The organism is Bacillus sp. Hm123, assembly GCF_051842975.2.
In the GTDB taxonomy this organism is placed as follows: domain Bacteria; phylum Bacillota; class Bacilli; order Bacillales; family Domibacillaceae; genus Bacillus_CE.
Genome location: NZ_CM200277.1, coordinates 3,580,158 through 3,598,105 on the forward strand (window position 1 = coordinate 3,580,158; position 17,948 = coordinate 3,598,105).

At 38.8% G+C, this 17,948-nt stretch carries 18 protein-coding genes and 2 pseudogenes; 1 reads left to right on the forward strand and 19 read right to left on the reverse strand.

Going from position 1 to position 17,948, the window contains the following annotated elements:
- Nucleotides 1–54: 54 nt before the first annotated feature.
- The 10 genes and pseudogenes from ACSVDJ_RS18620 to ACSVDJ_RS18665 all read right to left on the reverse strand — a co-directional run bounded on the left by ACSVDJ_RS18620 (nt 55) and on the right by ACSVDJ_RS18665 (nt 7,987).
- The gene (locus tag ACSVDJ_RS18620) at nt 55–1,029 is read right to left on the reverse strand and encodes a methyl-accepting chemotaxis protein (protein ID WP_518620712.1); all 975 of its coding nucleotides are present in this window, start codon (nt 1,027–1,029) and stop codon (nt 55–57) included.
- Nucleotides 1,024–2,082, reverse strand: a pseudogene (locus tag ACSVDJ_RS18625) (cache domain-containing protein); the annotation flags it as partial. The pseudogene ACSVDJ_RS18625 and the gene ACSVDJ_RS18620, both read right to left, overlap by 6 nt.
- Nucleotides 2,083–2,213: 131 nt before the next feature.
- Complete coding sequence (locus ACSVDJ_RS18630; protein ID WP_518620714.1) at nt 2,214–3,164, reverse strand: methyl-accepting chemotaxis protein; 951 nt, start codon at nt 3,162–3,164, stop codon at nt 2,214–2,216.
- Nucleotides 3,162–4,184: pseudogene (locus tag ACSVDJ_RS18635) on the reverse strand (cache domain-containing protein); the annotation flags it as partial. The pseudogene ACSVDJ_RS18635 and the gene ACSVDJ_RS18630, both read right to left, overlap by 3 nt.
- A gap of 226 nt (nt 4,185–4,410) precedes the next feature.
- Nucleotides 4,411–4,647 (reverse strand): 30S ribosomal protein S18, encoded by a 237-nt coding sequence (gene rpsR / locus ACSVDJ_RS18640; RefSeq protein ID WP_095480132.1) that lies wholly within the window; start codon nt 4,645–4,647, stop codon nt 4,411–4,413.
- 26 nt (nt 4,648–4,673) lie between these two features.
- Nucleotides 4,674–5,204: a single-stranded DNA-binding protein gene (ssb, locus tag ACSVDJ_RS18645; RefSeq protein ID WP_439171042.1), complete on the reverse strand. Its 531-nt coding sequence runs from the start codon at nt 5,202–5,204 to the stop codon at nt 4,674–4,676.
- Nucleotides 5,205–5,273: 69 nt separating this feature from the next.
- Nucleotides 5,274–5,564, reverse strand: coding sequence for a 30S ribosomal protein S6 (rpsF, locus tag ACSVDJ_RS18650; RefSeq protein WP_439171041.1), 291 nt, complete (start codon nt 5,562–5,564; stop codon nt 5,274–5,276).
- Nucleotides 5,565–5,680: 116 nt separating this feature from the next.
- Complete coding sequence (gene ychF, locus ACSVDJ_RS18655) at nt 5,681–6,781, reverse strand: redox-regulated ATPase YchF (RefSeq protein ID WP_439171040.1); 1,101 nt, start codon at nt 6,779–6,781, stop codon at nt 5,681–5,683.
- 101 nt (nt 6,782–6,882) lie between these two features.
- The gene (locus ACSVDJ_RS18660) at nt 6,883–7,086 is read right to left on the reverse strand and encodes a DUF951 domain-containing protein (protein ID WP_439171039.1); all 204 of its coding nucleotides are present in this window, start codon (nt 7,084–7,086) and stop codon (nt 6,883–6,885) included.
- A 4-nt stretch (nt 7,087–7,090) separates the two neighbouring features.
- Complete coding sequence (locus ACSVDJ_RS18665) at nt 7,091–7,987, reverse strand: mechanosensitive ion channel family protein (protein ID WP_439171063.1); 897 nt, start codon at nt 7,985–7,987, stop codon at nt 7,091–7,093.
- A 171-nt stretch (nt 7,988–8,158) separates the two neighbouring features.
- Between ACSVDJ_RS18665 and yyaC the strand changes: the two genes are divergently transcribed.
- On the forward strand, nt 8,159–8,794 hold the full coding sequence (gene yyaC, locus ACSVDJ_RS18670) for a spore protease YyaC (protein WP_439171038.1): 636 nt from the start codon (nt 8,159–8,161) through the stop codon (nt 8,792–8,794).
- Between the two features lie 33 nt (nt 8,795–8,827).
- Here yyaC and ACSVDJ_RS18675 read toward each other — a convergent pair whose 3' ends face one another.
- From ACSVDJ_RS18675 to rpmH, 9 genes are all read right to left on the reverse strand, one after another.
- The gene (locus ACSVDJ_RS18675) at nt 8,828–9,676 is read right to left on the reverse strand and encodes a ParB/RepB/Spo0J family partition protein (RefSeq protein ID WP_439171037.1); all 849 of its coding nucleotides are present in this window, start codon (nt 9,674–9,676) and stop codon (nt 8,828–8,830) included.
- Nucleotides 9,669–10,430: a ParA family protein gene (locus ACSVDJ_RS18680; protein WP_439171036.1), complete on the reverse strand. Its 762-nt coding sequence runs from the start codon at nt 10,428–10,430 to the stop codon at nt 9,669–9,671. The genes ACSVDJ_RS18675 and ACSVDJ_RS18680 overlap by 8 nt, the downstream gene beginning before the upstream one ends.
- 137 nt (nt 10,431–10,567) lie before the next feature.
- Nucleotides 10,568–11,431, reverse strand: coding sequence for a nucleoid occlusion protein (gene noc, locus ACSVDJ_RS18685; RefSeq protein ID WP_439171035.1), 864 nt, complete (start codon nt 11,429–11,431; stop codon nt 10,568–10,570).
- A gap of 119 nt (nt 11,432–11,550) precedes the next feature.
- Nucleotides 11,551–12,267 carry a 16S rRNA (guanine(527)-N(7))-methyltransferase RsmG gene (rsmG, locus tag ACSVDJ_RS18690; RefSeq protein ID WP_439171033.1) on the reverse strand — a complete coding sequence of 239 codons (717 nt, stop codon included), beginning with the start codon at nt 12,265–12,267 and terminating at the stop codon, nt 11,551–11,553.
- Between the two features lie 24 nt (nt 12,268–12,291).
- Complete coding sequence (gene mnmG, locus ACSVDJ_RS18695; RefSeq protein WP_439171032.1) at nt 12,292–14,181, reverse strand: tRNA uridine-5-carboxymethylaminomethyl(34) synthesis enzyme MnmG; 1,890 nt, start codon at nt 14,179–14,181, stop codon at nt 12,292–12,294.
- Between the two features lie 18 nt (nt 14,182–14,199).
- A complete protein-coding gene (mnmE, locus tag ACSVDJ_RS18700; RefSeq protein WP_439171031.1) occupies nt 14,200–15,585 on the reverse strand; it encodes a tRNA uridine-5-carboxymethylaminomethyl(34) synthesis GTPase MnmE in 1,386 nt (461 codons plus the stop codon).
- Between the two features lie 346 nt (nt 15,586–15,931).
- Nucleotides 15,932–16,690, reverse strand: a complete 759-nt coding sequence (gene spoIIIJ / locus ACSVDJ_RS18705) for a YidC family membrane integrase SpoIIIJ (RefSeq protein WP_439171029.1) — start codon at nt 16,688–16,690, stop codon at nt 15,932–15,934.
- Nucleotides 16,691–16,716: 26 nt separating this feature from the next.
- On the reverse strand, nt 16,717–17,088 hold the full coding sequence (gene rnpA, locus ACSVDJ_RS18710) for a ribonuclease P protein component (RefSeq protein WP_439171027.1): 372 nt from the start codon (nt 17,086–17,088) through the stop codon (nt 16,717–16,719).
- A 78-nt stretch (nt 17,089–17,166) separates the two neighbouring features.
- Nucleotides 17,167–17,301 (reverse strand): 50S ribosomal protein L34, encoded by a 135-nt coding sequence (gene rpmH, locus ACSVDJ_RS18715; protein WP_100401286.1) that lies wholly within the window; start codon nt 17,299–17,301, stop codon nt 17,167–17,169.
- Nucleotides 17,302–17,948: the final 647 nt, after the last annotated feature.

A 17,948-nucleotide genomic window follows, 5' to 3' on the forward strand; every position in this document is an offset into this window, starting at 1 on the left:
ACTCGCCAACCTATAAAAGCAGGTGGCGAGTTTGAAAATAATGCCCGTATCATTCTAATCCGCTAATCGATCCCCTTCATCCTGAAAATGAAAGCGCTCAATCGATTGTTGTAGTTCTTGGTTCAATCCATTCAACTGCTCAGTTGCAACGGTCACTGATTGAACAGCGCTTAATTGCTCATCTGTATGATTATTTACTTTTTCACAAGCTACTGCTGTCTGCTGAGAAAGTGCGGCCATATAGCTAGATAAATCAAGCAATTCATCTTTTTTAAATGCCACTTGCTGCATATCAAGGTGCAGTGAGTCTATTAACTCTTTCATATTATTCATCAGCGCCGAATTGGTTTCAAAAATTTGATTCGCTTGCTTAACCGCCTTTGTTTGTTCAGTGAAATTCTCTTTCGTCTGAACAATTTGATTCACTGCCTTATGTGATCCCCGTAAAATCATTTCGATCATCTCTTGAATTTCCTGTGCCGCTCGGTTCGATTGTTCCGCAAGCTTGCGAACTTCGTGAGCAACAACGGAAAAGCCTTTTCCATAAGTGCCTGCTCGGGCAGCTTCAATACTCGCATTCAATGCTAACAAATTCGTTTGCGCTGAAATATCAGTAATCGTATGAATGATCTTTTCAATTTGTTGAATTTCCGTTCCCAATTCAGTGATCACTTGCTCAGTTGAATCGATAAATTGCTTCGAGGTTTCATTCGACTGCTGTAAAGATTGAATATGATGTACACCTTGCTGATTGGCACGATCCGCATCTAATGCAAAAGCAGACATCTTCTCCGTTTTAGCAGAAACCCCGTTAATAATCTCACTTAAGCCTTCAGATTGTTCTTTCGCTGATCTGGCTTTGTCCGCAGAACTAGCTGATTCAACGGCAATTTCGTTAATTTCAACGACTGTACGTTCACTCGAAGTGGCCGATACTTGTGCCATTGCGTTTAATTCAGTGATTGATTCTTTTACATTTTGAGCTGATTGCGAAACTACTGTAATAATATTTTTCATATTATCAATCATATGGTTGAAACTACGACCAAGTTGAGCCACTTCATCCCGACCTTTAATTGTCACTTTCGTATGTAAATTGCCTTTTGCGACTTCACTCACCGACTGATTTAGCTGCTCAATCGGTTTCGAGATTTTCGCTGATAAATAATAAATGACGACAATCATAATCATCAAAATGGACAGAGCCGTCATTGACAATATTTTTCTAATCTCTTGTGATACGCTGATTAGCTCTGCTTCATTGAACACCGCTCCTACGGTCCAATTCGTCTCTTTTACCCTCTCATAAATAAATAATTGTTCCGCTCCTTGATCAAATGATATTCCATTATCTTTCTCGCTAGATACCGCCTTTTTAAATAAAGGTTGCTCCGTTAAATAATTTCCTTTTTCTTTCGGATGAACAATGGCAGCCCCATTTTCCGCCATAATGACAGGGTATCCTTTATATCCAATATCTAAGTCATTAATATGATTCGTCAAACTCGTTAAATTAATATCTGCTCCTACGACCCCGACTAAATTCTTTCCGCTATACAATGCTTTCGACACAGTAATCACATATGTTCCTGAATCATTTTCATACGGTTCACTCCATACAGCTGATTTTTTATTATCAACTGCTAATTTAAACCAACTTTGACTAGTTGGATCATAATTATTGGATAAATTCGTAGCAGGAACCATTTTAAATTGCTTATTCGGTGCAGCGAAATAGACATTTAATACATCTTTATATAAACGAGTATATTGATTGAAAATCTCTTGAAGGTCTCTTTCAGCCAAGCTTTTTGCTTCTGCAGAAGTGTTTATCGATTGACCATATATTTTGACTTGTTGACTTTCTGATAATAGCTGAATACTCTCATCATATTTTTGCAAAAATTGTTGAGAAGAGTGCTCCAATTCCTTCACTATTCCTTTAGTCTGCTCTAATACATCTGCTTTTGTTTTCTCTTCTACTTTCCATCCTGTAAAAACAATGATAAAAGCAAAGGAAACCAACAGTAAAATCGCAATAGGTACTATGAACTTTAATCGAATAGACTTCAGTTTATACACGCCCTTCTATAGCATCACTGTTGTTTATTATAGTATCTTTTACCTAGTAATTGTATAGGGTTATTGTAAAGATTTTGTTTATTTTTACAGCTCAAACAGCACATCGGCTAGTTACCGATGTGCTGTTTGAATCAATTCAATTTAAACCGCTCGACAGCATGCTTCAATTCCACACTTAATTCCATCAAGCTTTCTGATGACTTCGTTACGGATTCAATCGCTCGAAGCTGTTCATCAGTAGAAGCGCTAATTTCTTCACTAGCAGCGGCGGATTGTTCAGCTGCTGCTGCAATACCTTCCATCACTTGCAGCACTTCATTTTTTGACTCGGCTGCTTCAAAAATTTCGCTATTAATTGTGGTAATGGCGCTTTCCATCTCCTCTACTAAAGAAGATAAGCGAGTAAAGATTTGCTCTGTTGCTTCTACAACAGCCGTCTGTTGATCAAAGTTTTCTTTCGTTTTCATCATTTGGTTGACCGCTTGATGTGATCCACCTTGTATGTCGGTGATGATTTCTTTCACTTGATCAGTCGCCTGTCCTGATTGCTCAGCTAGCTTTCGAACCTCATCCGCGACTACTGCAAAGCCTTTTCCGTGTTCCCCAGCACGTGCTGCTTCAATCGAAGCATTTAACGCTAATAAATTGGTTTGAGCAGAAATATCCGTGATCGTTTGAATAACAAGCTCAATCGACTTGATTTTTGTCTCTAAAGCTGTAATCACTTTCTCCATCTCATCAATATACCGCTTCGATTCCACACTTGATTGAGCTAACTCCTGGATTTGATCCAGACCTACTTTATTCGCTTCCTCTGCTTTTTTCGCGGCATTTGCCATATCTGATGCTTGATTCGTAACAACGTTCATCTGATCACCGAGATGATGCGCTCTCTCTGTTGCTTCAGCAGATTCTTCCGCCGACTTAGCTGCACCTTTGGCGATTTCATTAATAGCAGCTGCAATTTGTTCACTTGATGCATTTGTTTCTTCTGATACGGAACTTAAATTCTCTGCTGCTTCTGTCACACTTGACGCTGAATGATTCACCGTCGAAATGATTTCTTTCATACTGCTCGTCATTTCATTAAAGGAAGAAGCAAGCTGTCCGACCTCATCCCGAGTAGTGACTGCTACTTGTATGCTTAAATCACCCGTTGCTACTTTCCTAGCAGATTGTTGAAGCTCATTAATCGGCTGTGTAATGTTAACTGAAAGTACCCAAATCGCTGCAATCATTAGCACTAAAACAAAGATCCCGGTAAAGATTAATATCTTTTGAATCGTTTTTGACAAACTTAGCATATCCTGTTGTTTATAGGACGCTCCAATCTTCCATGTGGTATTTTCAACTGTATCATAAACAAATAGCCGTTCCTCACCTTTAAATAGATAAGTACTAACACCATCTGATGAAGAAGCATTTAATATTTGCTGAACAAAGTCATATTTCCTTAAATCTTTTCCTTTTTCCGTCGGATGAACGATTCCCAATCCTTGCTCTGAAAAGATAACGGGATATCCCTTATAGCTGATTTTCATATCGCTAATTTTTTCGGTTAATGTTGTTAAGTTAATATCTACTCCAAGTACACCAACGGTTCCGTTTTGATATTTTACTAATTTCGAAAGAGTGACGACATATTCACCAGTTGCTGAATCAATATACGGCTCACTCCAGATCATTTCTCCATCTGCCGCCGAAGCCTGTTTATACCAATCACGCGTTAACGGATTATAGTCTGCCGGCAGTGAATTCGGATAAATGTCGATCGTTCCTTTTGGTGTAGCAAAAAAAACATTTTCGACATCACCATATGAATCCAAATAATCTCTTAAAGTCTTTTCTAAAGCAGCTTTTTGTTTGCTGTTGCCTGAATGAACAATCTCATTTCCATAATTTAATACGACAGGGTGATCTGATAACAGATCGATGCTTTTTTCATGTTGCTCTAAAAATAGCGAAGTTGCCTGGTTCATTTTCTCAACCATTGTTTTTGTCTGATTGATGATTTCCTTCGTCATTCTTTTTTCTGTTTGATTATTAGTAAAGATAATAATAATAGAAAAAGATAAGACAAGTAATATAATCAAAGGAATCATTAACTTAGTTTTAATTGACTTCAAAGCTTCCACCACCTGATGTTTATATAATATTCCCTTTATGTCTTTATCGGCGTTTTCTAAAGAAAATATATATACCTATTAAGTTTTTATATTAAGCAAGGTGCGCATCTTTGCAATTACAACCTGTTCTTACAAGCTGATAATTCCCTAAAATAGAAAAAGCAACAAGGATTGTGTCCTTGTTGCTCGAATGGTCTTTTTATTATTCTCCAGATACGAATGGAAGAAGAGCCATCATACGAGCGCGTTTAATTGCGATAGTTAAACGGCGTTGGTATTTAGCACTTGTTCCAGTTACGCGACGTGGAAGAATCTTTCCACGCTCAGAGATAAACTTTTTCAAAAGATCAATATCTTTGTAATCGATGTGTGTGATATTGTTTGAAGTGAAGAAACACACTTTTCTACGTTTACGTCCGCCTCTGCGTCCACCTGCCATGTTCATTTCCCTCCTTTGCTTATCAATTAGAACGGAAGATCGTCGTCTGAAATATCGATCGGCTGACCATCATTTGCAAACGGATCTTCATTCATACGTGTATAACCTTGGTTGTTATTGTTATTATTATTATTGCTTCGTTGTTGATTCTGTTGCTCAAACGGGAAGTCTTGTTTCTTTTGTCCACCACCGTACATCCCATTGTCACCGCCGCGCTGCTCATAGTTAGAGGAAGCGCTTTTCGGCTCAAGAAATTGTACACTTTCGGCAAGAACTTCAGTTACATATACTCGACGACCATCTTGTCCCTCGTAGTTGCGAGTTTGAAGGCGACCATCTACTCCTGCTAAACTACCCTTTTTCAAAAAGTTTGCTACGTTCTCTGCTGGACGACGCCAAACAACACAGTTAATGAAGTCGGCTTCACGTTCGCCCTGCTGATTCGTAAACGCACGATTAACAGCTAATGTAAATGTAGCAACAGCAACTCCATTTGGCGTATAACGAAGGTCCGGATCTTTAGTTAAACGACCAACTAAAATGACTCGGTTCATCATCAGAATCAACTCCTTTTGTTCTAAATGTTTCACGTGAAACATTTAAAACGTGTAGTTTATTTAAACGGATTATTTTTCTTCTTCACGAACAACGATATGGCGAATAATGTCGTCGCTGATTTTTGCTAAACGGTCAAACTCTTCAACCGCAGCAGCTTCTGCGTTAGCGTGTACCAATTGGTAGAAACCTTCACGGAAATCGTTAATTTCATACGCTAAACGACGTTTACCCCAATCTTTAGATTCGATGATCTCCGCACCGTTAGAAGTTAAAATGCCGTCAAAACGCTCAACAACAGCTTTTTTTGCTTCCTCATCAACAGTTGGACGGATAATGTACATGAATTCGTACTTTTTCATCTTTCTTTCACCTCCTCATGGACTATACGGCTCTTTTCCTTTCGAAAAGAGCAAGGAGTAAGTATTTCATTACTCACAATATAGAATTATAACACAACCACTTTCAGGATGCAACGTTATACATTAAATCTAAAATGAACAACGTCCCCATCTTTCATAATATATTCTTTACCTTCTAAACGAACTTTCCCAGCTTCTTTCGCCGCCGTCATCGAGCCAGTTTCTACAAGATCATCATAGGAAACTGTTTCTGCGCGAATGAAACCACGTTCAAAGTCGGTGTGAATGACACCAGCACATTGAGGAGCTTTCATTCCTTTACGGAACGTCCAAGCGCGAACTTCTTGAACACCCGCTGTGAAATAAGTTGCTAGTCCTAATAAAGAATAAGCGGCACGAATCAATTGGTCTAAACCAGACTCTTCAATACCTAGTTCTTGTAAAAACATAGCTTTTTCTTCTTCATCAAGCTCAGCGATTTCCTCTTCAATTTTGGCACAAACGACGATCACTTCTGCATTGTCCTCCGCAGCAAATTCACGTACTTTTTGCAAATATTCATTGCCTGATGGGTCCGCAATTTCATCTTCACCCACGTTCGCTACATATAACATCGGCTTTCTTGTTAATAGATGAAGTTGTTTGACGGTTTTTTCTTGCTCTTCCGAAAATTCCACTGTACGAGCAGGTTTATTTTCTTCTAATGCCGCTTTTAATTTAACTAAAATCTCGTTTTCAATTACAGCTTCTTTATCTTTTTGCTTCGCTAACTTAGCTACGCGCACTAAGCGCTTTTCTACCGATTCAAGGTCAGCTAAAATTAACTCCAAGTTAATGACTTCAATATCATCAATCGGGTCCACTTTTCCAGATACGTGAGTGATGTTATCATCAGCAAAGCAACGAACTACTTGGCAAATCGCATCGACTTCACGAATGTGAGCCAAAAATTTATTACCAAGTCCTTCTCCTTTGCTCGCTCCCTTTACAATTCCTGCAATATCTGTAAACTCAAATGCTGTTGGTACCGTTTTTTTCGGTTCCACCATTTCTGTTAACTTATTTAAACGCTCATCAGGTACTTCAACGATTCCTACGTTCGGATCAATCGTACAGAACGGATAATTCGCTGATTCTGCCCCCGCTTTTGTAATCGCATTAAATAATGTTGATTTACCTACGTTCGGCAATCCAACAATCCCTGCCGTTAATGCCATTTCATTCACTCCTCTATTTAAAATCAAAAGATAGATTTCCCTACCCTAAAACCTTTTCCAATTATAGCAGAAGGCTTTAAACAAGAAAACAGCAGCGTTTTTCATTCGCTACTGTTTTCGATCGGACCTAACACTTTTTTTATTTTTTTCGTAAACTCTCTCCGTGGAAGAATGACACTATGGCCACAACCTTCGCATTTAATACGGATATCCATCCCTAGACGGATAATTTTCCAACGATTTGTGCCGCACGGATGTGGTTTTTTCATTTCTACAATATCATTTAATTCGAAAACCTTTTCCATTTAATCATCCCTCTTCTCTTTGCTTCGCTACAGCTTCTGCCTGTTCATCCCGAGAATACATGACAAGACGCGGAAATGGAATCTCTATTCCATGCTGATCCAAGTGTTCTTTCACTTCTTTGCGTATATGCCTTGCGACAATAAAATGATTCATCGGAGTTGTTTCTGCAATAATTCTCATGACAACATCGGAAGCTGCTAACATTTGCACACCTAACAGCTGGGGCGGCGCAACAATTTGTTCATACCTGTCAGGTAATGTTTCTATTAATTCATTTAATACTTTTTCCGCTTTATTAATATTTTCCTCGTAGGCGATACTCACATCAACGACTGCCACACTATTATGGACTGAGAAGTTCGTCACCTCTGTAATCGAACCATTCGGCAAAATATGTAGTTCTCCTGTCCAGTTTTTGATTTTCGTTGTACGAAGACCGATTTCTTCGACCGTTCCTTCGAATTGACCAATGCGAACGAAATCGCCGACTGAAAATTGATCTTCAAATATAATAAAAAACCCGGTAATGATATCTTTTACAAGGCTTTGTGCACCAAAACCTATCGCTAAACCAACAACCCCTGCACCGGCAATTAACCCTTTAATATCGAATGATAAAATAGACAAAATATTAATTAATGCGATGAAATAGACCACATAAGAAATAATATTCTCTATTAACTTTAAAAGTGTATTTTCTCGACGTTCAGAAAAATCAAGCGGTGACTTAGAACGAAGATAGAAGAACTTTCGTACGCCTACTTTAGCAAACTTCACTAATAGACCTGACAAAATCATAATTAATACTATTTTCAGTGTTCCTCCACCGATCGAAAGCCATAGTGATTCATCCGTTAGTTTTTCCCACAATTTATCCGTTAGTTTTTGGAGCGTATCCATCATTTTTTCCTCCTCTTCATCAATCGAAGAATCTTTTTTCATTTTATCAAGAACCAGCATGAATTTGTAGCTATGTCTATTTTAGATAAAATTCTGACTTTTTGCACGATACGATGTATAGAAAATCGTGGATTTCCGTATACTCTTACTATAATCTGCAGGAGGTGTGATATGAATCTTAAAAAAGTGTTTGATCGAAAACCTGACGTATTAACTATTCATTATAAAGAACAACAAGCTTCATCCATCGTGGCCGAACATTTACTTTCTTTATTACCGCCACCCAGTACTCGTCCTATCGTTTTTGCCTTTATCGGAACGGACCGATCCACCGGTGATTCACTCGGTCCATTAATTGGCACGTTGCTTTCCGAAAAACTATTGCCTGGCTTCCATGTGTACGGAACACTTGAGCATCCTGTTCATGCAGTAAACCTTTCTGACAAACTATCTCTTATTCAAAAGCAGCATCAGCATCCTTTTATAATTGGAATAGACGCTTGCTTAGGTACATTGAAAAACATCGGAAATATTCAACTAGGGAATGGACCAGTGAAACCGGGAGCAGGCGTTAAGAAAGAACTCCCTGCGGTCGGTGATGCTCACATTACAGGAACAGTCAATGTGAGTGGATTTATGGAGTTTTTCGTTTTACAAAATACTCGGCTGCATTTAGTAATGAGTATGGCTAAAATTATCGCAAACGGTATCGTAAAGGCGGGCATTCATTATCAACTCTCGACTGATGATCCATTAATTGAGCCTAACTACTATCAGCCTTCTTTGTTAAAAGCCGAAGACTCATGAAAAGATAAAAAATAGCTGCCGGCTATTGGCAGCTCATTCATTAAGCAAATCAAGGATGCGATTTAAATCGTCTACAGATAAAAACTCAATTTCAATCTTTCCTTTTTGCTTATCTTTCATTTGTTTAATGTGAACAGCTGTACCAAATCGTTCTCGCAACACTTCTTCTCTTTCTTTCAATAAAGGATGCTTTTCTTGTTTCGAAGACAATGTTTCACGTGGAACATTTTCATTCATTTGTTGAATGAGTTTTTCTAATTGACGAACGTTTAAATGCTCTTTCACCGTTTGGTCAGCCACTTGACTTATTTTTTCTTTGTTTTTTAATCCGACGAGTGCTCGCCCATGGCCCATCGATAGTTTTCCATCCATAATGTATTGCTGAACTTGTTCTGGTAGCGTCAATAAACGAATATAGTTGGCGATATGTGAGCGACTTTTTCCCATTCGTTTCGCTAATTGTTCTTGAGTAAAGTCCAGTCTTTCCATTAATGTTTGATAGGCGGTTGCTTCCTCTATTGTTGTTAAATCTTCCCGTTGAAGATTTTCTAACAGAGCCATCTCCATCATTTGTTGATCTGATAGTTTGCGAACAACAACAGGAACTTTGTCTAGTTCAGCCGCCTTTGCTGCTCGGAAGCGCCTTTCTCCAACGACAATCTCATAGCCTTTAATGCTTTGCCGAACGATTATAGGCTGCAAAATTCCGTGTTCAATAATCGATGCCTTTAATTCTTCAATCGCTTCTTCATTAAATACTTTTCGCGGTTGATAAGGATTGGGACGTAACTCTTTTAGTCTTACTTCCTTCACAGCTTCTTCGTTTTCAGGCTCTAAGTCTTTGAAGATAGCATTGATTCCTTTTCCTAACCCTTTAGCCACTAGCAGCTACCTCCTTTGCAAAATCTGTATACATTTCTGCTCCTCTTGAACGTGCATCGTATAAAATGACAGGTTGGCCATGGCTAGGTGCTTCACTGAGGCGGATATTGCGAGGAATAACCGTCCGATATACTCGATCTTGAAAGTATTTTTTCACTTCTTCAATCACTTGAAGCCCTAAGTTTGTACGAGCATCTAACATCGTCAAGAGTACACCTTCAATATATAGCTCTTGATTCAAATGCTTTTGAACAAGTCGCACCGTGTTCAAAAGCTGACTTAAACCTTCAAGTGCATAGTATTCACATTGCACAGGAATAATAACTGAGTCCGCTGCTGTTAATGCATTAATCGTCAGCAATCCGAGGGAGGGAGGACAATCAATAATGATGTAATCGTACTCATCACGGATTTCTTCTAATGCGCGTTTTAAACGAACCTCTCTCGAAATGGTTGGTACAAGTTCAATTTCTGCGCCAGCAAGTGCAATGGTGGCTGGCACAACAAAAAAATGTTCAATTTCCGTTGGCTTAATCGTATCGGCTAATTCTACATCATCGACTAATACATCATAAATACAATGTTCGAGTTCCCCTTTTTCGATGCCGGAACCACTTGTCGCATTTCCTTGGGGATCAATATCAATTAACAACACTTTCTTGTTTAAAAAGGCTAAACAAGCTCCTAAGTTCACACATGTTGTTGTTTTACCTACTCCGCCTTTTTGATTAGCAATAGCAATGACTTTTCCCATTTGAACCACCTACCTTCTCTTATCCCTTGAAACTATGTTTTCTCTATTTTAACAAATATCACCTCTTTCGTTATCATTCCACGAATAAATTCTTTTGTTTTGCATAGATAAAAAGGGTGAACTCCATCTCTGGCCATTCACCCTTGCGATTTTTTCTTTGGTATTTTAATAGTAATTTGATAAAAGTCCTCAAATTCTTCTTCTTGCGATTTCAAGTCAATGCCGCTGTCTGACACCATTGATAATGATTGCCGAATCGTGTTCACTGCAATTCGAACATCTTTACTAAAGGATTTTCGACGCGGTTTCGGCGCTTCATTCGATGCGGTTAACCATTGAACAACTCGATCCTCTACTTGCTTGACATTTAAATGCTTTTCGATGATCTCATTCATTAGCTGAATTTGTTTTTCTTCATCCTTCAACGGAATGAGCGCTCTAGCATGGCGTTCAGTTATTTGCTTTTGCATGACCGCCTCTTGTATTAGTTGAGGGAGCTTTAATAGACGCAACTTGTTCGCTACCGTTGATTGCCCTTTTCCAAGCCGCTGAGCTAAAGCTTCTTGTGTTAATTGATGAAGCTCTAGTAATTTTGCATAAGCTAGTGCTTCTTCAATCGCTGAAAGCTCTTCTCTTTGTAAATTCTCTATTAAGGCCACAGATGCTGTCTCTTTATCGTCCATATTATTGATAATTGCAGGGACTTCTTCCCAATTCAATGTTTGGACTGCTCGCCAGCGACGCTCACCAGCAATTAACTCATAGCGACCATCTTCCATTTCACGGACGACGATCGGTTGAATAATTCCGTGTATATGAATGGTTCGAGCTAATTCTTCTATTTTCTGATCATCAAATATTGTTCTTGGCTGAAAACGATTGGGCACTATTTCGGAAACTGGAATCTTTTTTATATTTTCTCCCTCGGCTACTGGTTCTCCAGGCTGCTCTTCAGCTGTTTTTCCCCCTATGTTAAAAAAACGAGAGAAAGGATGCTTCATGATCCCCTACACCACCTTTAACAAACTCCCTGTATACGTATTCTCTCTATACTTCTCATGTTCCTTCTTCATTTTACACCATGCTTATGCTGAGTAAATTTATCCACATGTGGACAAATTTACTCAATTGGTGATTTGTTTGGTGTACCCGGTTTTCGTGGATATTTTTTTGGTGTTTCTTTTGTTTTTTGGATCACCATAATTGTGCGATCGCTTTCCTCCATTGGTAGCGTAAAAGAATGTGTTTCTTGTACTTTACCGCCAAGAGTGGTGATCGCCTTCTTCCCATTTTGTAATTCTTCTTCCGCACTCGCTGCTTTCATCGCCAGAAAAACACCGCCTTTTTTCACAAGCGGCAAGCATAATTCACTTAATACAGACATTCTTGCTACCGCTCGCGCCATCACAATATCATATTGTTCGCGGTGTTCTGAAAGCCGACCAAATGTTTCAGCACGATCATGGAAAAAATGAACATGTTCTAATTTTAATTCATTCGCTAAATGGTTCAAAAATGTAATACGTTTGTTTAACGAATCAACAATCGTTACACGTAAGTTCGGAAAAGCAATCTTTAATGGAATGCTCGGAAATCCCGCTCCTGCTCCAACATCGCAAACCGTTAATTCACCAGAAAAGTCATAGTGAAAAGCGGCGGATAATGAATCATAAAAATGTTTTAAATACACTTCTTCTTTTTCTGTAATCGCCGTTAAATTCATTTTTTCATTCCATTCAACGAGCAGCTCATAATATAAGTCAAATTGTTCAAGCTGGGAAGGAGAAAGGTGAACGCCCTTCTCCTCAAGCAGCTTTAGGAATTGGTCCTTATTCATGCTTCATTCATCCCCTCACTAAAGTTAACTTCCTATACGAGCAATCCGGCCTTGTTCAATATAAACAAGAAGAATCGAAATATCGGCTGGATTGACCCCTGAGATCCGGGAAGCTTGAGCAATGGACAGCGGTCGAACTTCAATTAATTTTTGGCGAGCTTCTGTCGCTAAGCCACTAATCGCTTCATAATCAATATCTTCAGGAATTTTTTTATTTTCCATTTTTTTCAACTTCTCTACTTGCTGAAGTGATTTTTCAATGTAGCCTTCGTATTTAATTTGAATTTCTACTTGTTCTTCTATTTCAGCATCGATTTCTACATCCGCAGGGACAAGCTGCTTAATATGCCCATAAGTCATTTCTGGACGCTTCAGTAAATCAGATGCCCGAATACCATCCTTCAATTCACTTCCGCCCGCTTCACGAATTAATGCTTGCGTAGCTTCATTCGGTTTAATAATGATCGATTTCAATCGCTCTATTTCCCCGGCAATATCCGCTTTCTTCTGCGTGAAACGATCATAACGATCCTGTGAAATCAAGCCGATTTGATGGCCAATTTCTGTTAAACGAAGATCAGCATTATCATGACGTAGCAGAAGACGATACTCAGCACGTGACGTCAGCAAACGATACGGCTCATTGGTTCCTTTCGTAATTAAATCGTCAATTAAAACACCGACATAAGCGTCCGAACGACTTAAAATCACTTCTTCCTTCTCAAGCACGCGGCACGCGGCATTAATTCCGGCCATTAATCCTTGACCAGCTGCTTCTTCATAACCAGATGTCCCGTTAATTTGACCAGCTGTATAAAGGTTTTTCATTTTTTTCGTTTCTAATGTCGGCCAAAGTTGTGTGGGAACCATCGCATCGTATTCAATCGCATAGCCAGCACGCATTAACTGCGCTTTTTCTAAACCTGGGATTGTTTTCAGCATGCGGTATTGCACATCTTCCGGCAAGCTTGAAGAAAGCCCTTGAACATACACTTCCTCTGTATTTCTGCCTTCTGGTTCAAGGAAGATTTGATGACGCGGTTTATCGTTAAACCGAACGACTTTATCTTCAATCGATGGACAATAACGTGGCCCTCTTCCTTTAATCATTCCAGAAAACATTGGGGAACGATGAAGGTTTTCACCGATAATCGCATGTGTTTCCTCATTCGTGTAAGTTAACCAGCATGGTAGCTGATCCGTAATGAACTTGGTTGTTTCATAACTAAATGCCCTCGGCTCATCATCACCAGGTTGAATTTCTGTTTTACTATAATCAATTGTCCGGCTATTGACACGCGGCGGTGTTCCTGTTTTAAAGCGAACAAGATCAAATCCAAGCTCTTTTAAATGATCCGATAGTTGAATCGATGGTTGTTGATTGTTCGGTCCACTAGAATACTTTAAATCGCCGATAATGATTTCTCCACGTAAAAATGTACCTGTTGTAATGATCACAGCTTTTGAAGAATACACGGCGCCTGTTTGCGTGACAACTCCTCGACATTCTCCATCTTCCACAACTAGGCGTTCAACCATGCCCTGAATTAACGTTAAGTTCTCTTCATTTTCGATTGTTTTTTTCATTTCTTGCTGGTAAAGGATTTTATCTGCTTGTGCTCTTAACGCACGCACAGCTGGTCCTTTTGCCGTATTCAGCATCCGCATTTGAATATGGGTTTTATCAATATTCTTACCCATTTCTCCGCCTAATGCATCAATTTCACGAACGACAATGCCTTTTGCTGGTCCACCAATGGATGGGTTACATGGCATATAGGCAATCATATCAAGGTTGATCGTGATCATTAATGTTTTCGCGCCCATGCGAGCTGCAGCCAAACCTGCTTCGACTCCGGCATGACCCGCTCCAACAACGACCACATCATATTGGCCGGCTTCATATTGTGCCATAATCATTTCCTCCTTTATTTATTTTCCTAAGCAAAATTGTGAGAACAACTGATCAATTAAGCTTTCATGAACGCTTTCACCAATGATTTCTCCTAACAATTCCCACGTTCTCGTTAAATCAATTTGAACAATATCAATCGGTGTACCCATTTCTGTATTTTCAATTGCATCGGTAATCGATGTCAGCGCCTGATGTAATAAAGCAATATGACGAGAGTTAGATACATACGTCATGTCGCTTGCTTCAATTGAGCCTGAAAAGAACAGGGAGGAGATGGATTCTTCTAATTCATCAATTCCTTGCTCTTCTAATAACGATGTCGTTACAAGCTGCTTATCGTGCGCTAACGCTCTTACGCGGTCCATATCAATTTTTTGTTCTAAGTCCGTTTTGTTGACGATGACAATGACATCCATACCAGATACTGCTTCAAACAAATTCTCATCTTCCATTGTTAACAGATCAGAGTAATTTAACACGAGTAAAATCAAGTCTGCTTCTTTTAATACTTGACGAGAACGCTCAACTCCGATTCGTTCAACGATATCTTCCGTTTCGCGAATCCCTGCTGTATCGACTAGTCGAAGAGGTACTCCACGAACATTCACGTACTCTTCAATGACATCTCGAGTCGTGCCTGGAATATCGGTGACAATTGCTTTATTTTCATGCACAAGCGCATTTAGCAGGGAGGACTTTCCGACATTCGGACGTCCGATAATGACGGTAGACAATCCTTCACGCAAAATTTTTCCTTGCTCAGACGTACGTAGCAATTTATCGATTTCACTTTTTACGTGTGTTGATTTTTCAAGTAATACGCGATGCGTCATTTCCTCGACATCATCATATTCTGGATAATCAATATTCACCTCTACATGGGCGAGAATTTCTAGAATCTCTTGACGAAGCTTGCGTATCAGCTTAGAAAGGCGTCCTTCCATTTGATTCAAAGCCACATTCATCGCTCGATCCGTTTTCGCTCGAATTAAGTCCATCACCGCTTCCGCTTGTGATAAATCAATCCGTCCATTTAAAAAAGCCCGTTTTGTAAATTCTCCAGGCTCGGCTAGACGTGCTCCTTGATTAAGAACTAGCTGCAGCCCGCGATTGACCGACACTAGACCACCGTGACAATTAATCTCTACCACATCTTCACGCGTAAATGTTTTTGGGCCTTTCATTAAAGATAACATCACTTCTTCAACAACTTGACCTGTTTTAGGATCGATTAAATGTCCATAATGAATCGTATGGCTATCTACTTCCGTTAAACGTTTTCCATTTGGACTTTTAAACACTTGATCGGCAATAGCAATTGCCTCATCTCCGCTCAAACGTACAATCGCAATCGCACCTTCCCCCATCGGAGTGGAAATAGCTGCTATCGTATCAAACTCCATGTTCTTCACCTCTTTCTTATATGTTCATCTATATCAACCATAAACTTTTATCTTGAAACCATTAGAATAACATAGGAAAAGTGTTTTAAAAAGAAGGTTATTTATCCACAACCTTCTTTTTAACCGTTACTATTTTAACTTATTCACGTGTGGATAACAATAAAATGTGAAAGTTATGAATTTGGGTATAATTGCTTTTTTATAAATATCCACCTATTAATTAATTTACGGATAAATAAACCGTTTTTTATTAGTACAAAAAAGAGGTATCCCAATGATTATACATCGAGGTACCTCTTTCTTTTTCCCATAATTATGAACTTTCTCCTTCACTTCACACCATTCCTTATTTGTTGGCTGAAGTGGATTTGCTTGTACTAGGTTTATTGATAATCAACGTTTGAATAATCATAAAGATATTACCTACTACCCAGTATAAGGATAAAGCCGCTGGTAAATTGACAGCAAAGACGATAATCATAATCGGCATGAGCCAAAGCATCATCGCCATTTGTGGATTTTGATTCGCCATTCCGGCCATCATTATCTTTTGCTGAAGGAATGTTGTTACTCCTGCAACAAGCGGAAGAATAAACAACGGATCTGGAGCACCGAGATCGAACCAGAGGAAACTATCGTGTTTAATCGCTTCTGTTCTCATAATCGCTTGGTAGAAACCAAAAATGATTGGCATTTGAACGAGTAATGGAAAACAACCAGCAAGCGGATTAACACCCTGCTTTTGAAACAGCTCCATCGTTTCCTGCTGCATTTTCTGCTGAGAAACGGCGTCTTTTGACTTATATTTCTCTTTAATTTTTTGCATTTCTGGTTGAATTTCTTGCATCGCTTTCGTATTTTTCGTTTGCTTAATCATTAATGGCAAAATGATTAGACGAATAATGATCGTCACAATGACAATTGCCCATCCAAAACTGTCTACCGCTTCTGCTGTCTTTATGATGACTTGAGAGAGCGGGTAAACAACAAATTCATTCCAAAAACCTTCACTTTCTGGTGTAATTTCTTTATTTACTTCCGTACAACCAGCTAACAACATCATCGTTGCCACTAAGAAGGCTAGGGTGAAAGTCTTCCGTCTCAAACTATTATTCCCCCTGTCAACTTTCTTTACGAATCTTCGCTTTTAGGTTTATGATGATTCATTTTTATTGCTTTCGCTCTTTTTAACACATGAATCATACTTTGTTTGACTTCGGGACAAGTCATGTCAGCTGCTGGCTTTCTAGCAATAACGACATAATCAAAGCCCGGTTGAATTTGTTCCTTTAATTCTGTAAAGCTCTGTCTAATATAGCGTTTAATTCGATTGCGTGTGACCGCATTACCGATCTTTTTACTTACAGATAATCCGATCCGAAAAGGAACCTTTTGATCGGCTTTGTACATATATACAACAAATTGTCGATTGGCAAATGACTTTCCGCCATTAAATACGGATTGAAATTCATTGTTCTTCTTAATCCGAAATGTCTTTTTCATCAGTCTCGCCACCCGCTCAAACATGTATTAAATAAATTGATTCATTAGAAAAAAAGACCACTGAGATTTTTCAGTGGCCTATGCAGATAATACTTTTCTTCCTTTAGCACGACGACGAGCTAGTACACGACGGCCGTTTTTAGAACTCATGCGGTTACGGAAACCGTGAACTTTACTTCTTTTACGCTTATTTGGTTGGTAAGTTCTTTTCATTATAAAACACCTCCCTAAAGGATCGGTAAAATTTAATCGTTAAGACAGTCTTTTTGATTATAAAGATGAAGTTTTATTCTGTCAACCACTTCTCTAAACTTTTCATTCTTATACAGCAAAACTTCAATACAATTCCACGTGTTCTTCATTCCCTACTAAACAACTTCACTTCTTTTACCATAATCAACATATGCTCAAAAATGTTTCTTTTCATCCATCTTAGCCACTTCATTTTGTATACGTTATATAGCTGTGGATAATTTCCGCCGTCATTTTTCATTATCCACAACCGTTACATACAGGTTTTTCACAAATACACCTCTGTGGAAAACTTTTTTTCACAGCTGGATATAACTGTGGATAATTTTCGAAATCCATTGCAACGACTTTAATTATCTGCTATTATTATTTTGTTTTCACTCTGAATGAGTTATTATTGGTTTATAGTTATCCACAATCTGTGAATAGTTTGTGGAAAAGATATTCACGCCCTGTGAAAAAGCTTATCCACAATCTGTGAACTCTGTCGAAAAACTATTTCTTTCTTTATTATATACTTACCCACAATCAAATAGTTGCATAAATATGAATTTACGCTTAGTTGACCTTAAACAAAGGTTGTACAAACCAGCAAAAGGAGGGGAACA